The organism is Dokdonella sp. (genome assembly GCF_051958935.1).
Lineage (GTDB): Bacteria > Pseudomonadota > Gammaproteobacteria > Xanthomonadales > Rhodanobacteraceae > Dokdonella_A.
Genome location: NZ_JBQCFP010000144.1, coordinates 1 through 15,906, shown reverse-complemented (window position 1 = coordinate 15,906; position 15,906 = coordinate 1). Strand labels below are relative to the sequence as shown.

Sequence of the window (15,906 nt, the reverse complement as noted above, 5' to 3'; positions counted from 1 at the left end):
ACGTGAAATGAACAGATTCAGCCTGCTGGCGATCGCATGTGCCTTGGGCGTCGCCGCCTGCGCACAATCGCGCATGCCCACCGACGAGCAGATCACCCAGCTGCTGCGCAGCGAACGCGCCGCGCCGACCGATCCGAAGGCGCCGCTGGACCGGGCCGCGTTGGACTGCCTGCGCGCGTGGTCGGGCAATGCCGAGCTGAAACAAGGCCTCGCCCTCTCGCTCGTCGACGATGCCGGGCGCAAGGACTGCCGCGTGCGCGTCGACGGCTTCCTCGCGGACGCCACGCGCAATGCCTCCAAGCTCGCATTCGCCGACGTGAGTTCCGAAGCAGCCGTGCGGCGTGCGGTGGAGCTCGCACGCGAGCATGCGCCCCCGCCCCCCAAGACCGTCACCCGCCCGATCGCGGGCGCGCCCGCAGCGGCGCCGCCGATGGTCGCTCCGCCCGCGCAGGCGAGCGTCGATCTCGGCAGCTATGGCATGGACCTGCAGGATGCCGAGGAGCAGTGCCGCAAAGTGCAGGAGGCCGCCGGCAAGGCCGATGCGAGCGCGTCGGTGAAGCGGTTCGCCCAGTACTGCGGCGGCAGTCTCGCCAAGATGCGCTCGACCCTGGAAACGATGAAGCGCAACGGCGCCAGCGAGGAGCGCATGAACGGCACCGTGCAGGGCGCACGCAACATGGCCAACAACGCACGCAACCTCCTGGCCGGCGCGCAATAACGCGCGGGCCGTGTCGCTGGCGGGCGCGCGGGTACAATGCGCCCATGCTCGAGATCGACGCCCGCCTCGCCATTCCCGACGACGAACTGGTCGAGCGCTTCGTGCGTTCGGCCGGCCCCGGCGGGCAGAACGTCAACAAGGTCGCCAGCGCGGTCGAACTGCGCTTCGACGTACGCTCGTCGCCGAGCCTGCCCGAACCGCTGCGCGAGCGCCTGCTCGCGCGGCGTGACCGCCGCCTCACCGACGAGGGCGTGCTGGTGATCCAGGCCAATCGCTTCCGCGACCAGGGCAAGAACCGCGACGACGCGCGCGAGCGCCTCGCGGAAGTGATCCGCGCCGCGCTCGTCGTGCCGAAGAAGCGCATCGCGACCAAGCCGTCGCGCGCTTCGCAGCAGCGGCGCATCGATGCGAAGAAGACCCGCTCGACGATCAAACGCTCGCGCGGCCGCGACTGGAGCGGCGAATGACCGCAGCGGCCTGGCCGGCGCTGCCGCCGTCGGTGCCGCAGATGCCGCAAAACGCGCGCCGTCGTCTGTGCGCAGCACTGCTGCGCGCGTGCGGCTGGAACCTGCGCGGTGCATTTCCCGACGTACCGCAGCTCGTGCTGATCGCTGCGCCGCACAGCTCCTGGTGGGATGGCGTGTGGGGCCTGCTGTTCAAGGTCGCGCTCGGCATCGACATCGCCTTCATGGGCAAGCGCGAGCTCTTCGTCGGGCCGCTCGGCTGGCTGCTGCGCCATCTCGGCGGCATCCCCATCGACCGCACCGCCGCACACGGGCTGGTCGAGCAGATGGTTTCCCGTTTCCGAGCACAGCCCCGCCTGTGGCTCGGCATCGCGCCCGAAGGCACGCGCCGGCGCGTCGCGAAATGGCGCAGCGGTTTCTGGCACATCGCGCGCGCCGCGGGCGTACCGGTGCTGCCGGTCGCGTTCGATTACGCGACGCGCTCGATCGTCGTCGGCGACCTCTTCATGCCGAGTACGGACCTCGATGCCGACATCGCGGCACTGCGCGCGTCGTATCGGCCGTTTCGGGGGCGCAATCATGATGTGGAGTCATGACGGCTGAAGAGCGTTGCGGCGCGGGTCCTGCAACGGTTTGCCTCCAATGGAAGCGCTTTTCGGTCGCGATGCTCCCCGGCCCTTGGCCCTGTAGGGCGGTACGCCCGCCGGGCGTGCCGCCGATCGGCCCCAAAAGCATCGCAGCTTCTGCCGCTCCCACCGGAAGCAGGCGCGCACGCGCCCGCTACCGCAGCACGGCGTCCACGCGCTCCTCGAGGTAGGTGAAGAACGGATTGCAGGTCAGGCGCTGCAACTGTTCGGCGCTGACCTGCAGCGCGCCGCGTTCGCCGCGCAGCACCAGAGTGCCGAGACGGATGCCGTAATCCTCGTCCGCGCGCGGCGTCGTGCCGTACAGCGGATCGTCGCAGGGGAACGGCAGCGCGACGTGCGAGAGCGAATAGACGTCCGACGGGAACGCGAGCCGCAGCGGGCGCTCGACCGGCACGCGCGAACCCGGATCGTACCGTTGCTCGCCGACATCGAGCGTGTCGGCGCGCAGGTTGCCGATGATATCGAGCCGATATGCGCGCGGCTTCGTTCCTCGCAACACGTCGATCTGGCCCGCGGCCGCCGAGCGCAACATGGGCGCGAGCAGGCTCGCGCGATTGACGTCGACGAGCACGAGCTCGCTGCCATTGGCCGGTAGACGATCGAACAGCGCATGTACGACGTCCGCACTGCTCACCGTGCTGTCGAGCACCGACTGGAACGCGAGCAGCGGCGGCAGGCGCGCGAGATTTCCACCCGCCGCGCGGGTCGCGATGCGCCCGCGCAACCGCGCCGTGAGCAGGTACGACTGCAAGGCGCCGTTGGCTGGGAAGGAGTTGTACTTGTAGGGATTGAACTCCGGCAGGATGTCGATCCAGTTCGACTTCTCGAAATAGTCGAAGCGCCCGTACAGCGGCAACCAGCGCGACAGCGACGCGAACGGGCGCAGGCCGATCATCGGCGACACCAGCACGACCTGCTGCGGCGCCGGCAGGCGCGCGTCGTCGAGGGCATCGAGCGCATAGTCGAGCGCGAGCGCGCCGCCGGTCGAGTAGCCGACGATATGGATAGGCGCGTCGGCGCCGACGCGCGCGCGCAGCTCGCGCATCGCGATGCGCACGACCGCGCTCCAGTCCTGCCAGCGCACGTCGAGGAGGGCAGCGGGCACCGTGCCGTGGCCCGGAAGGCGCGGCGCGATCACGGCGAAGCCGGCGCGCTCGTAGATCGTCGCGAGTGCATGCATGCTGTACGGCGAATCGGTGAGCCCATGCAACAGCAGCACGCCGCCGCGCGGTTCGGCCGGCATCGATTCGAATGAGCGGTTCCCATCGCGCTCGCCCGCGCGCGCGCCGATGCGGCTGCCGCGCTCGTAACGGAACTCGCCGGGCACCGCAGCCGCCGCAAGCTGCGCGTGGAGGTCGTCGAACACCTGCTGCTCGCGCGCGAGGACGTCGGCCCAGGTGGAGCGCGCATCGAGGGTGTCCGCGCTGAGTTCCTGCGCGAGCACGATGCGATGCCACGGCATGAGGTCCGGCTTGCCACGTGCCTCGAACGCGCGCACGAGCAGCAGGCCGAGCGCGCCGAGCGCCGCGAAGAGCAGCAGCCATGCCGCGGTGCGGAGCAGACGGCGGAGTGGAGGCAGGACCATGTGACGATCGTAGCGGAGGGTTGCCGCTGGGGGAGCGGCGCAAGCCGCGATGCTCCTCCAGCCTCCCCTTGCGCGAGACGTCGCGCCGGCGCGGCGCGGGGACCGCGCGACGACCTCGCACGATTGCCCTCATCCGCCTCCGGCACCTTCTCCCGCCAGCGGGAAAAGGGATGGCACAAGCCGCGATGCGCGAGCGGGAGAAGGGAGAGGCCTCGACGCGCCTCCATCACCTCTCCCGCCTGCGGGAGAGGTCGCGCCGCAGGCGCGGGTGAGGGAAACCGCGCGACATGGCTACAGCACGTCGCCCCCGATATCCGCTATCCAGACATCGCCCGCGTTCGCCGCGTCGAGCAGTCCCCTTCTCAACGTCCTCATGCCTTCGGCCATCGCCACCCGCCGGATTTCACGGACATCGGCCTCGCCCAGCGCGGTGCGTATCCCGTCCGTCATGGACAGCATCTGGCAGACGAACCGCCGCCCGCGAAACCCGTCCGCGCAATGGATGCATCCTTCGCGGTTCGGTCGCCAGAGCGTCAACCCGGCAGTGATTTCTTCGTCCGTGTAGCCGGCGACGGCGAGCGAATGCGGTGGTAGATGCAGCGGCTCGCGGCATTCCGTGCACAGACGGCGCACGGCGCGCAACGCGAAGACGAGCACGACGGATGCGCCGATGCGGTCCGGCGGGACGCCCATATTCACCAGACGCTGCAACGCCTGCGGCGCATCCGGCGTGTGCAGGGTGGACAGGATCAGGCGCCGGCGTTCCGTCGTCAGGCGCACGGCTTCCGCGGCGGTTGCATAGTCATGGATCTCGCCGACCAGGAACGCCTTCGTCCCGTCGTCGGCGAGCCGCTTCAGTGCGCTGTCGAAGGTGACGCCGTCCTTGCTCGATACGACCACGCGCGTCGCCTCGTCGAGTCGACCGCGCACCACCCACTCGATCGTCGCCATCGGCACCGGCGCGCCGCGCAGGCGGCGCAGCATCCGCATGCCGTGGTACAGCAGCGCCGCCTTGCCCGAGTTCGTCGGCCCGACCGCCAGGATCAGTCCTCGCTCGCGCGACAGCGCCTGCTCGTAGGCATGTCGCTGATGGTCGTCGAGCAGCTCGGTGATGGTGGGGCCGTGAGCGGGTGCGGAGAGGTGCATTACGGGAGGCTGCGAGGACATCGGAGGCATGGACGGAATCGCCTTGTGCAAGCGTCGCGACGACGACGGAATCATGGGCGTATTTTCCGTTTGAAATCTCTTCCCGTCCCATTCGACGATGGCTACCCCGGCGGGACTCGCCGCTGCGCGGCTCGACCCGCCCTACAGGATTCGAGAGCACCATGGATGGTTGTAGGGCGGTACGCGCGAAGCGCGTGCCGTCCGCACGTAGATGCGATCAATCCAGCCAAAAGCGGCGCATGGCACCCGACACGAGCGTAGCGAACAGCCATGCGAGCGCCGCATTGACGACGAGATGCCCCTGCTTCGCCGCATCGGCAAGCCCGTCGCCGAGGATCGTGACGGTAAGCGTGCCGAGCATCGTCACGACGACGAGCGCCGTGAAATCGAGCGCGCGCGCACCGCGGCGCAGGCCGGGACGCCAGAGCAATACGAACAGCGCGATCAGCGGCGCGGCGAGCAGGCCGAGCTGCAGCCGTGGCCACGCGTGCAGCAGGCGGCCGAGGCTCGGCAGCGCGGCGATCGTCGCGAACTCGCCGCCTTCGATCTGGCCGAGGTTCTTGGCGATCCACGGGTCGAGCGCGAGCGGGGCGTGGGCGGCGAGGCGCAGCGCGAGGCGCGGGTGCGCGGCGAGCGTGCGCAGTTCGGTGCCTCGATCGAAGTTCACGAGCCCGCGGCAGACGCGTTCGGGGAGATCCGGGAATTCCCAGGCGTGCCGGCCGCTGTAGATCGCGCAGTCGGGGTCGATGTGCAGTTCCTCGAGCAGCGCGCGCGGGTCGTCGGCGAACGGCAGCAGCGCGGTGAAGACGACGTCGGCGCGGTTGTACTGGTCGATCGCGTCCATCATCGCGCCTTCGCGGTGCAGTTGCGCGACCTGCAGCCAGCAGCCGGCGAGTGCGCCGGCACCGAGCGCGAGCGCGCGCCAGCTTGTGTAGCGCAGCCGCGCGCGGTCGAGCACGAACACGACGGCGGCGAGGCCGAGCGGCAGCACGAGGTGTTGGATCTTCGAGGTCGCGAGCCACAGTGCGGCGAGAGCGATCAACGCGAAGCGTGTCGCGCTGCGCGCTTCGTCGCGCCACAGCAGCGCGAGCGCGAACGTCGCGTACGCGGCGAGCAGTGCCGTCCACTCGGCGTAGAAGGTATTGAGGTACAGCGTGTTGCCGGGATCGGCGAACAGCAGCGGCAGCAGCGCCGCATTGGCGATCGCCGCGCGTGCGTCGCCGCGACGCAGCCAGGCGCGCGACAACGCGATCGACAGCGCGAGCAATGCCAGCCAGCGCAAGGCGCCGACCCAGCGCACGTCGTGCACGGGGCCGCCGCCGAACGCTTCGGCGAGCGCCCAGATGCCCGCGGCCGCACCGGTGAACGCGAGCTCGCTCGACCAGTAGCACATCGGCTCGTCTGCGATGAAGCGGTAGTCGGAGAATGGCGCCTGCGGGCTGTTCTGCTGTGGCGGGACCGACGCCGGACGATCGGGATGGACGTGGAAGCAGCTCGTGTAACGGGTCTGGTCGTAGCTGTTCGCGTACGCATGGAGCGGGTCGTGCGACCACAGCACGAACGCGCGCAAGGTGCCGATCGCCCACAGCGCCGCGAGCAGCAGCCAGAGGGTCCGCGGGGTCGTTCGCTCGCTGGCCAACCGGTCGCTCCTCGCCTTTCCCATCCGGCGCGGGGGCCGGGACAGCGCAGTAGTCTAGGTGGCGGACGTGACAGGGCTCAAACCGGGCCTGTTTCGTCGACCCGTTCACATTCGCGGCGTCGACCGGTTCGCCCGCCGAGCGCGACGCGGCTCCGGGCATCGCCCCCGGGGGCCGGTGCTAGGATGCCTTCCACTCGGGGAATCCTCCCCGGAGGGAGCTGTCATGAGAACGCGTCTTGGCCATTACGACATCGTCGCCGAACTGGGCCGCGGCGGCATGGGTGTGGTCTACAAGGGTTATGAGGCCTCGCTGAACCGCTACGTCGCGATCAAGGTGCTGGCGGATTCGCTCGCCCACGACGAGGCGATCAAGGAGCGCTTCCTGCGCGAGGCGCGCAGCATGGCGGCCCTCAACGATCCGCACATCATCCAGATCTACTTCATCGGCGAGGACGAGGGCCAGACCTACTTCGTGATGGAGTTCGTCGAGGGCGAATCGCTCGGCTCGATGCTCAAGCGCGACCATCGCCTCACCGTCGAGCAGGCGGCGAAGGTGATCCAGCAGACCGCGCTCGGCCTCGCGACCGCGCACGACCGCGGCGTCGTGCACCGCGACATCAAGCCCGGCAACCTCATGATCACGAGCCGCGGCTCGGTCAAGATCGCCGACTTCGGCATTGCGCTGTCGAACCAGGACCTGTCGAAGAAGCTGACCTCGACCGGCGAATTCGTCGGCACGCCCGGCTATCTCTCGCCCGAGGTCTGCCTCGGCAAGCCGGTCGACCAGCGTTCGGACATCTTCTCGCTCGGCATCGTGCTGTTCGAGATGCTGACCGGCAAGATGCCGTTCAACGACGAGTCGCCGCTCGGCCTCATGCTGGAAGTCGTGAAGGCGCAGATTCCGGACGTACGCGAGCTGAACCAGGACGCCGACCCGCAGATCGCGACGATCCTCGCCAGGATGATCGCGAAGGAACCGGCTGAGCGTTACCAGAACTGCCACGACCTCGTCGCCGACCTCAGCACGCACCCGCTCGTCGCCAAGGGCGGCCCGATCACGGTGCAGACCAAGATGTCGCCGGCCGCGGCGACGATGATCGGCCAGAAGACGCCGGTGTCGGGCCAGGCTTCGCTGCCGCAGACGCCGCAGACGCCGATGCGCAACGTCGCCGCCCAGGCGAACACGCGCATCACGCCGAGCGGCCAGCCGCTGCCGCCGCCGCTGCAGGGCGGCCACCAGGCCGTGCTCGACCGTCCGACCGCGATCGGTGGCCAGGCGCCGCGCAATTCCGCGCTGCCGTGGGCGATCGCGGCGATGCTGCTCGTCGGCGTCGCCGGCGGCAGCTACGCGATGCGCGACCGCATCCCGGTGCTCGCGAACCTGTTCGGCACGTCATCGCCGACGGCCGTGGCGACGACGCCGACGTCGACCGCGACGGTCGGTGCCACGAACACCGCCGCGAACCCTCCGCCGGCGCCGCCGAGCGCGACCACCGTCGCCGCGACGACCGCGCCGGACAGGCCGGCGACCGATGCGTCGGCGACGCAGGCGACGCCCACTGCCTCCACGCCGGTGGAACCCCCGGTGCCGCCGCCGACGGAAGCGCTTGCGAGCTCGGCCGACGCGTCCGACGCGGGCGCGCCCGCCGCGCGCGCGTCGCAGGCCGGCATGGAAGCGCGGCACGACCTGCCCGCGGCGAAGGCGGCCGAGGACGCCGCGCAGGCGCCGGGCCCGCGCATTGCCAAGGTGACGCCGACGGAGCCCGCCGCGCCGCCGAAGCCGCGCGTGCCGACCATCGCGGTCGTGTCGAGCGGTGACGACGTGATTTCCTCGCCGGCCGAAGACGCGCTCGTCGGCATGCTGCAGAGCCGTGGCTTCCGCGTGATCGAAGGCGGCCGCGGCCGCGGCGACTCGCCGAACCTGCGCGCGCTCTCCGGCAAGGCCGATGCGGTCGTGTTCGTCCACGCGCGCCCGGTCGGCACGCAGCAGATGAACTACTACGGCCAGAGTTCGACCCTCTACACGGTGCAGCTCGGCGTGCGCGCGTACCGCGTCTCCGACGGCAGCGTGCTCTGGCGCAGCAGCGGCGAGCAGGTCAATTTCACGAGCCTCAATGCGGCCGAGAAGGCGCGCGAAGCGATCGAGCCGCTGCTCGACGCGGTCGACACGCAGCTCGCCGAGTTCCGCTCGCGCGGCCGTCGCGGTTAGTTCGGGGAGGGACCGGTGCGGCGGCGCTTCGGGGCCGTCGCACCGGGTATCCCTGGCATGCCGCGGGGACGCCGCGCTTTGCGCGTGCCTTTCCCCGCGCGCTCCGTTTTCCACCCTCCACCCTTTCCGCAGCGACCCGACGTGCTCGCATCCGTCCCGTCGCGGGACTAGCATGTCCGCGCCATCCACTGGCGCAACCTTCGGGGAAGGACCATGAAGACCCAGCTTGTCGCACTGTTCGCGTTCGCGTTCGCAGTCGTGGGCCCGGCCGGCGCGGAAGACGCCGCGCAGCCGGAGATGACCAAGGAGCAGCAGGAAATGGCTGCCGCGTTCGAGCGCATGGGCGCGGTGCGCGCCGAACACAAGCAGCTCGCGTATTTCATCGGCGACTGGAAGACGAAGAACACGATGTGGATGGACCCGAAGGCGCCGCCGCAGGAAAGCCACGGCACGTCACACAGCGAGGCGACGTTCGGTGGCCGCTACATCGAGACGAAGTTCGACGGCGACATGATGGGGCAGCCGTTCAGCGGTCGCGGCGTGATGGGATACGACAACCTCGGCGGCAAGTTCTTCAGCACCTGGTACGACAGCATGTCGACGGGCTTCTTCCTCGCCTATGGCAGCTACGACAAGGCGAGCACCAGCTACACGTACCACGGCTCGATGGACGACCCGATGGAGCCGAAGACGAAAGTCCCCGTGCGCGCGGTCGTGCGCATCGTCGACCCCTCGCACTACACGTTCGACTGGTACGAGACGCGCAACGGCAAGGAAAGCAGGACGATGCAGATCGAGTACAGCAAGTAGGCACGCACGTGCACTTGGGTGGGCCCTGGCCGCCTCGGCCCACCCATCGATGCGTCTCCAAAAAAACGGTGGGCGGCGCCGTGATCCACCGATTGGCAGATCCCTCGAAAGCGGTGGGCCGAGGCCACGCTACGTAGCGGTGCCGATGTAGATCGTCCACAACACGTAGCCGGGCGCGCTCGCGGGATCGGCCGCGTGCATCGACAGGCTCGCTTCGCCGAGCTGCAGCGACGGCCACCATTCGGCCTAGCGCAAGGCGAGGAAGGACTCCTCCAGCGCGTAGACGGCGGCATTGCCCGGCGTCTCCGGCTGGCCCGACAGGTCGACGCCACGTTCGGCGAGCAGCACGCGGCAACTGCCGGTGCGACATTCGACCGATGCGAGCAGCACGTCATGCGGAGGATCCGACGGCAAGCCCGCGATCCATGCCCGCAGATGGCTGCGCAGTTCGCGCGCGCGCGTCGCCGCATCGTCTCCACCGTCGCTGCGGCCGTCGAACTCCTTCTGCATCGCCGCGTCGCGGCTTTCGCTTTCCTCGTCGCCGTCACCACCCTGCTCGAGCATGGCCATGCGCTCGGCGAAGAGGTCGATCGCGTGGTCCTCGTCGATCACCACGGGCGCGTCGGCGGCGTCGCTGTCTACCGCGTCGTCGGTGCCCGGAGGAATGGTCGATGATTCCTCCGCGCCAGCGTCCGACGTCGCATCGGCGACGTCCGCGGGAGCGGCCTGCTCCGGCTGCGCCTCGGGCTGCATGGGCGAAGCATCGGCGGCAGGGACCCGCGCCGGCGGCACCGGCGTTGGCGCGGGCGCCGGCCGCGGTGGAGGTGCGGGCGGCGCCACCGGCACGGCGTCCCCGAGCGGCTTTGCCGCCGATGGGGGCGGCTCGGTCGCCGGAGGCGCCGGGGGCGGAGCGGACGGTTCGACCGCCGCGACACGAGCAACGGGTGGCGACGCCGAAGCCGCCGGCGGCTCCGGCGCGGCAAGCGCCGCGGCAGGCGCAGGCCGCGACGCGAGCGGCTGCGAGCGGCTCGATTGCAGCGGCCATAGCCACCAGGCGGTCGCAATCGCGGCGACGATGGCGGTGGCGACGAGCACGGTCTGGCGCTGCATGGATCAGACCTCTTCAGGGGAGGAGGACGGGCATTGTCGCCGAGGCGGCGCGCAGCCGCACGCGAAGGAGCGGCCTGGTCACCGTATGGCGTGGCCGGGCGGAGCGCGGCGGGACTCGCCGCTTCGCGGCTCGACCCGCCCTACAGGGGGGCGAGGTTCGCGTAGGCGAGTACGAGGCGCTTGCGTCCAGCGCCGGCGAAATTCACCTCGACGAGCGTATGCGCGCCGGCGCCTTCGTAGGCGAGCACGACGCCTTCGCCGAAGCTCGCATGGCGCACGCGCTGGCCGAGCTTGAACGGCACCGCCGTTTCCTGCAGCGCGGGGCGTCCGGCGTACGCGGGGCGGCTCACCTGCACCTTCGGCCGCACCTCGTGCACGAGCTCGGCCGGGATCTCGGTGAGGAAGCGCGATGGCCGTGCATAGGATTCGACGCCGTGCAGACGGCGCGACTCGGCGTAGGTGAGCACGAGCCGCTCGCGCGCGCGCGTGATGCCGACGTAGGCGAGGCGTCGCTCCTCTTCGAGGCGTCCCGCCTCTTCCGTCGACTTCTGGCTCGGGAACAGCCCGTCCTCGAGGCCGACGAGGAACACCTGCGGGAACTCGAGCCCCTTGGCCGAATGCAAGGTCATCAGCTGCACGCAGTCCTGCCAAGCCTCGCCCTGACCTTCGCCCGCCTCGAGGGCGGCGTGGGAGAGGAATGCCGCGAGTTCCGACAGCCCCGCCTCGAGGTCTTCGGGCGTGCGGCGGAAACGTGCCGCGACGTTGACGAGTTCGTCGAGGTTCTCGGTGCGCGATTCCGCGCTGCCGCGGCTGTCCTTCTCGTAGAACTCGCGCAGGCCAGAGCGCGCGAGCGCGTGCTCGACCTGCTCGGACAGGGCGAGCGGCTCGTCCGGACCGACCGGCTCGCCGTCGCCGACCATCGCTTCGGTCGGCGCGCCCGCGTCGAGCAGGCGCGCGCCCGCGAGCGTGAAGCCGCCCGAGGCTGCGAGGCAGTCGCGCGCGAGCTGTTCGATCAGCTGCAGGAAACCGCGCAGTGCGTTGCGCGCGCGGCCGGCGAGCGCATCCGAACCGAGTTCGGCGAGCGCGGCCTCCCACAGCGACAGCGTGTCGCGCCGCGCGCGCTGGCGCAGGCTGTCGAGCGTGCGATCGCCGATGCCGCGCGGCGGCGTGTTGACCGCGCGTTCGAACGCGGCATCGTCGTGGCGGTTGGCGACGAGGCGCAGGTACGCGAGCGCGTCCTTCACCTCGGCGCGATCGAAATAGCGCAGGCCGCCGTACACGCGATAGGCGATGTCGTGCTGGATCAGCTGTTCTTCGAACGTGCGCGACTGCGCGTTCGAGCGATACAGGATCGCATGGTCGGACGGCCGCGCATCGCCGCGCAGGCCTTCGCGGATGCGCTCGACCACGTAGCGCGCCTCGTCCTGCTCGTTGTACGCGGCGTAGAGTTCGATCGGCGTGCCGTCGTCGCCCGCGGTCCACAGCTGCTTGCCGAGGCGATCCGGATTGTGCGCGATCACCGCGTTCGCGGCGGCGAGGATCGTGCCGGTCGAACGGTAGTTCTGCTCGAGGCGGATCGTGCGCGCGCTCGGGAAGTCGCGCAGGAAATGCTGCACGTTCTCGACGCGCGCGCCGCGCCAGCCGTAGATCGCCTGGTCGTCGTCGCCGACCACGAACACCTGGCCGGTCGAGCCCGCGAGCACGCGCACCCACGCATACTGCAAGGTATTGGTGTCCTGGAATTCGTCGATGAGGAGGTGGCGGTAGCGCTCGCGGTAGTGGCGCAGCAGTTCGTCGTTCTGCAGCCACAGCTCGTGTGCGCGCAGCAGCAACTCGGCGAAGTCGACCACGCCCGCGCGCCGGCAGGCTTCCTCGTAGGCGCGATAGACGTCGATGAGCACGCGATTGACCGGATTGAAGCCGGGATCGAGCGCATCGGGCCGCTTGCCTTCATCCTTCGCGGCGTTGATGAACCAGCACGCCTGGCGCGGCGGGAAGCGCGACTCGTCCAGACCCATGCCCTGCATCGTGCGCTTGACCATGCGCAGCTGGTCGTCGGCGTCGAGGATCTGGAACGTCTCGGGCAGCTTCGCCTCGCGCCAGTGCCGGCGCAGCAGGCGATGCGCGATGCCGTGGAACGTGCCGATGGTCAGCCCGCGACCGTCACCCTCGATGAGGCTCTCGGTGCGCCCGCGCATCTCGCCCGCGGCCTTGTTCGTGAACGTGACCGCGAGCACCGACCACGGCGAGATCCGCTCGACCTGCAGCAGCCAGCCGACGCGGTGCGTGAGCACGCGCGTCTTGCCCGAGCCGGCGCCGGCGAGCACGAGGTAGTGGCCCGCCGGCGCCGTGACCGCTTCGCGTTGCGCCTCGTTGAGTCCGTCGAGCAGGTGTGACACGTCCATCGTTGCGATTGTACCGGCCAGCCGTGCCGAACGGCCGATGCAGGGAAGCCGGCGATCCGGCGATCATGCATGGCATGAAGCGGATCCTCGCCCCGTGGTGCATCCTGTTGCCCTTTGCCGCGGCCCTCGCCGCAGCGGGCGAGCCGGCGCAGTACGCGCTGCGTTACGACGCAGCATCGCGCACGATGCAGGCCTCGCTCTGCCTCGATCGCGCCGCGGCGCTGCAGCGCTTCGCGGGCGACGCATCGGCACCGGGTCACGTCGAGGGACTCACGCGCTCCAGCGGCGCCTCGCTGCAGCGCGATGGCGACGGCTGGAGCGCGCGCGACTGGCGTGCGGGCGAATGCCTGCGCTGGCGCGCCGATCTGGGCCAGATCGCCGATGCGAGCGCGCGGCGCAGCGCACTGCACGCGACCGGGACGATCACCGACCCGGGCGGCTGGCTGCTCTGGGCAGCCGATGTCGCCGCCGCCGACGCGATCGTCGAACTGCCCGCCGGCATCGCACTGTCCGCGCCCTGGACGCCCGAACCCTCCGCCGGCGCGACACGCCGCTACCACATCGAACGCACGCCGCCCGACTGGCTCGCGCGCATTGCGATCGGGCGCATGTCCGAGACGACGATCGACCGCCCCGGTGGCCGCCTGCACGTCGCGATCGGCGGGACGCCCGACCCCGCGCAACGCACGCGGTTGCTGGCCTGGCTCGAACGCGTCAGCGATGCGGCGACGACCGCCTACGGCCGCCTGCCGCTCGCCGACGTGCAGGTGCTCGTGATCCCGGTCGGCGCGCAGCGCGACGCGGTCGTGTTTGGCCAGTCGACACGCGGCGAGGGCAACGGGCTCACCCTGTTCGTCGACCCGTCACGCGACGCGCACGCGTTCGAGCGCGACTGGATCGCCGTACACGAGCTCTCGCACCTGTTCCATCCGCACCTTGGCGCGCGCGGCGCGTGGCTCGCCGAGGGCCTCGCGACCTATCTTCAGAACGTGCTGCGTGCCCGTTCAGGCCTGCTCACGCCTGCGCAGGCGTGGGCCGAACTCGCCGATGGCTTCGCGCGCGGCCGCGCCGCGACGCCGCGGGATGCCGCGCCGCTCGAACAGGCCTCGCTCGACATGGAGCGTGCGCACGGCTACACGCGCGTGTACTGGAGCGGCACGGCGTATTGGCTGGCCGTCGACCTCGATCTGCGCCACGCGAGCGGCGGACGCATCGGCATCGACGATGCATTGCGCCGCTTCGACGCCTGCTGCCTCGCGCCGCCGCGCGCCTGGTCGCCGCAGGCGTTCGTCGAACGCCTCGACGCGCTGATGGACACCGACGTCTTCGCGCGGCGCTGGCGCGAATACCGCACCCTCACGCGCTTTCCGGATGTACCGGCGCTCGACGCCTCCACTGACACGGGTGTCCGAGCCGCCATCATGCGCGCGAAAGGCGGGCGGCAATCAGAAGACTGAAAACACGAAGCAAAACAGGGAGCGCCGGACGGCTGGGTCGAGGGTCTCCCTTCGTTTGTCGTGTGTGCGTCGTGTCCCGTCTCCTTGATCCTGCTCCCTCAGTGTGCCTCGGCGCGTTCGCGCGCGCCGTTGCCGTTGGACATGATGCGGTCGGTCCAGGCGATGCCGATCGCCGAGGCGATGAAGACGCAGTGGATGATCGTCTGCCACATCACGCCGCTCGCGGTCACCATGGTGCAGCCACGGCCGGCGCCGGCGGCGATCTCGGCGGCCGCCTGCGCGATGAGGTCCGGCGTGCAGAACGGCATGCCGCCGATCGCGCCGGCTTCGATGAAGCTCTTCAGGAGGTGGATCGAGCTGATGCCGATGATCGCCATCGCGAGCTTGACCTTGAGCACCGATGCATTGACGTGGCTCAGCCACTCCGGCTGGTCGGGATGACCCTCGAGGCGCAGGCGCGAGACGAAGGTTTCGTAGCCGCCGACGATCACCATGATGAGCAGGTTCGAGATCATCACGACGTCGATGAGGCCGAGCACGATCAGCATGATCGCCTGTTCGCTGAGGCGGAACGCGTCGTGCATGAGGTGCCAGAGCTCCTTCACGAACAGCACGACGTACACACCCTGCGCCATGATGAGGCCGAGGTAGAGCGGCAGCTGCAGCCAGCGCGCGGAGAAGATCAGTGCGGGCAGTGGCGACAAGGGAGAACGGTTCGATGCGCTCATGCGGGGTCCGGCGGATGGCGGTGAACGCGCACGCTACCGCAAAACGGCCGCGCTGCGCACCCGTTCGGGGCCGCGGACGGCCGGTCAGCCGTTGCCGGCGAGGTCGAAAGAACTCGCGACCACGCGTACGCCGGGCACGCCGAGCACATGGTCCGCGCCCATCAACTGCGAGGGCGTGCGGTAGCCACCGGCGGGCTGGCTGGAGAGCACATGCGCGGCGATGTCCAGCGCGCACGTCGCGGTGAGCGCGTAGCCGTTCGGAGTGACGATCTGGATATGCGCGACCGCGCCCGCGGCATCGCGCGCCTCGCCCCAGATGCGGCACTGCGTCGCGGCGCGGCGTGCGGCATCCGGCCCCGGTCGCGCACCCGCGCGCGCCTGGAGCCATGCGCGCAGCGGCGCGAACCCGAGCAGCGGGCGCACGAGGCGCAGGCGACGCAGCGAGCGGATCGCACGCGGCGGCATCGCGAGATAGACCTCGACGTCCGGGATGCCGGTCGACACGTACGCGGTGTACACGTCACCCCATGGGATCGTCGTCGCGCTGCGCACCGCGCCGTCCTCGCGCACGAAGGTGCGCGTCTTCCAGGCGAGCGGCACGGCGACGACCTCGCCGCCGATGCGCACGCGGCCGCCGCGTGCGAGCCCCTCGACACCGGTCCGGGCCGTGCCCGGGCTGGTCCCGCCCCCCGCCTCGAACGCGAGCACGAGTGCGCTCGCACCGGGCAACGCGCGCTTCAGCAGCGCGGCGACGCCGTCGGTCGGCACGACATCGAAGCCGACGCCGGGCGCGACGACGATGCCGCGCTCGCGGGCGCGCGCGTCCGCGCGATGGCAGTGGGCGAACACGTCGATCTCGCCGGTGATGTCGAGGTAATGGACGCGCTGCTCGAGGCCGGCCGCGAGCCGCGGCGCCGCGGTGCGCGAGTACCGGCCGGCGCAGTTGAGGACCAGGTCGATTCCGGCG

13 protein-coding genes are annotated in these 15,906 nt (G+C 70.4%); 6 read left to right on the top strand and 7 right to left on the bottom strand.

The window, feature by feature from the left end; genetic code table 11:
- The first annotated feature begins 7 nt into the window (after positions 1 to 7).
- The 3 genes from ACTHK2_RS14205 to ACTHK2_RS14195 are packed head-to-tail and all read left to right on the top strand — an operon-like array spanning position 8 to position 1,778.
- Positions 8 to 718: a hypothetical protein gene (locus tag ACTHK2_RS14205; protein WP_440246375.1), complete on the top strand. Its 711-nt coding sequence runs from the start codon at positions 8 to 10 to the stop codon at positions 716 to 718.
- Positions 719 to 762: 44 nt separating this feature from the next.
- Entirely contained in the window at positions 763 to 1,185 is a 423-nt protein-coding gene (gene arfB, locus ACTHK2_RS14200; protein WP_440246374.1) for an alternative ribosome rescue aminoacyl-tRNA hydrolase ArfB, read from the top strand.
- Positions 1,182 to 1,778, top strand: a complete 597-nt coding sequence (locus tag ACTHK2_RS14195; RefSeq protein ID WP_440246373.1) for a lysophospholipid acyltransferase family protein — start codon at positions 1,182 to 1,184, stop codon at positions 1,776 to 1,778. Before arfB ends, ACTHK2_RS14195 begins: the two co-directional genes overlap by 4 nt.
- A 184-nt stretch (positions 1,779 to 1,962) precedes the next feature.
- On the opposite strand, the gene ACTHK2_RS14190 is transcribed toward ACTHK2_RS14195, so the two are convergent.
- From ACTHK2_RS14190 to wsfD, 3 genes are all read right to left on the bottom strand, one after another.
- Positions 1,963 to 3,414, bottom strand: a complete 1,452-nt coding sequence (locus tag ACTHK2_RS14190; protein WP_440246372.1) for an alpha/beta hydrolase — start codon at positions 3,412 to 3,414, stop codon at positions 1,963 to 1,965.
- A 291-nt stretch (positions 3,415 to 3,705) separates the two neighbouring features.
- On the bottom strand, positions 3,706 to 4,635 hold the full coding sequence (locus tag ACTHK2_RS14185) for an ATPase, T2SS/T4P/T4SS family (protein ID WP_440246371.1): 930 nt from the start codon (positions 4,633 to 4,635) through the stop codon (positions 3,706 to 3,708).
- Between the two features lie 163 nt (positions 4,636 to 4,798).
- On the bottom strand, positions 4,799 to 6,220 hold the full coding sequence (gene wsfD / locus ACTHK2_RS14180; RefSeq protein WP_440246370.1) for a glycan biosynthesis hexose transferase WsfD: 1,422 nt from the start codon (positions 6,218 to 6,220) through the stop codon (positions 4,799 to 4,801).
- A 223-nt stretch (positions 6,221 to 6,443) separates the two neighbouring features.
- Here wsfD and ACTHK2_RS14175 point away from each other — a divergent pair, with 223 nt between their 5' ends.
- Together ACTHK2_RS14175 and ACTHK2_RS14170 are read left to right on the top strand one after the other, a co-directional pair.
- A complete protein-coding gene (locus ACTHK2_RS14175; protein WP_440246369.1) occupies positions 6,444 to 8,429 on the top strand; it encodes a protein kinase domain-containing protein in 1,986 nt (661 codons plus the stop codon).
- A 213-nt stretch (positions 8,430 to 8,642) separates the two neighbouring features.
- On the top strand, positions 8,643 to 9,239 hold the full coding sequence (locus ACTHK2_RS14170) for a DUF1579 domain-containing protein (protein ID WP_440246368.1): 597 nt from the start codon (positions 8,643 to 8,645) through the stop codon (positions 9,237 to 9,239).
- 246 nt (positions 9,240 to 9,485) lie between these two features.
- On the opposite strand, the gene ACTHK2_RS14165 is transcribed toward ACTHK2_RS14170, so the two are convergent.
- Together ACTHK2_RS14165 and ACTHK2_RS14160 are read right to left on the bottom strand one after the other, a co-directional pair.
- Positions 9,486 to 9,992 (bottom strand): hypothetical protein, encoded by a 507-nt coding sequence (locus ACTHK2_RS14165; protein ID WP_440246367.1) that lies wholly within the window; start codon positions 9,990 to 9,992, stop codon positions 9,486 to 9,488.
- A 497-nt stretch (positions 9,993 to 10,489) separates the two neighbouring features.
- The gene (locus ACTHK2_RS14160) at positions 10,490 to 12,754 is read right to left on the bottom strand and encodes a UvrD-helicase domain-containing protein (protein ID WP_440246366.1); all 2,265 of its coding nucleotides are present in this window, start codon (positions 12,752 to 12,754) and stop codon (positions 10,490 to 10,492) included.
- Positions 12,755 to 12,828: 74 nt separating this feature from the next.
- Between ACTHK2_RS14160 and ACTHK2_RS14155 the strand changes: the two genes are divergently transcribed.
- The gene (locus ACTHK2_RS14155; RefSeq protein ID WP_440246365.1) at positions 12,829 to 14,211 is read left to right on the top strand and encodes a M61 family metallopeptidase; all 1,383 of its coding nucleotides are present in this window, start codon (positions 12,829 to 12,831) and stop codon (positions 14,209 to 14,211) included.
- A gap of 98 nt (positions 14,212 to 14,309) precedes the next feature.
- Here ACTHK2_RS14155 and ACTHK2_RS14150 read toward each other — a convergent pair whose 3' ends face one another.
- Positions 14,310 to 14,939, bottom strand: coding sequence for a TIGR00645 family protein (locus ACTHK2_RS14150; RefSeq protein WP_440246364.1), 630 nt, complete (start codon positions 14,937 to 14,939; stop codon positions 14,310 to 14,312).
- 84 nt (positions 14,940 to 15,023) lie between these two features.
- Positions 15,024 to 15,906, bottom strand: an 883-nt coding sequence (locus tag ACTHK2_RS14145) for a saccharopine dehydrogenase family protein (protein ID WP_440246363.1), incomplete at its 5' end; no start/stop codon positions are given.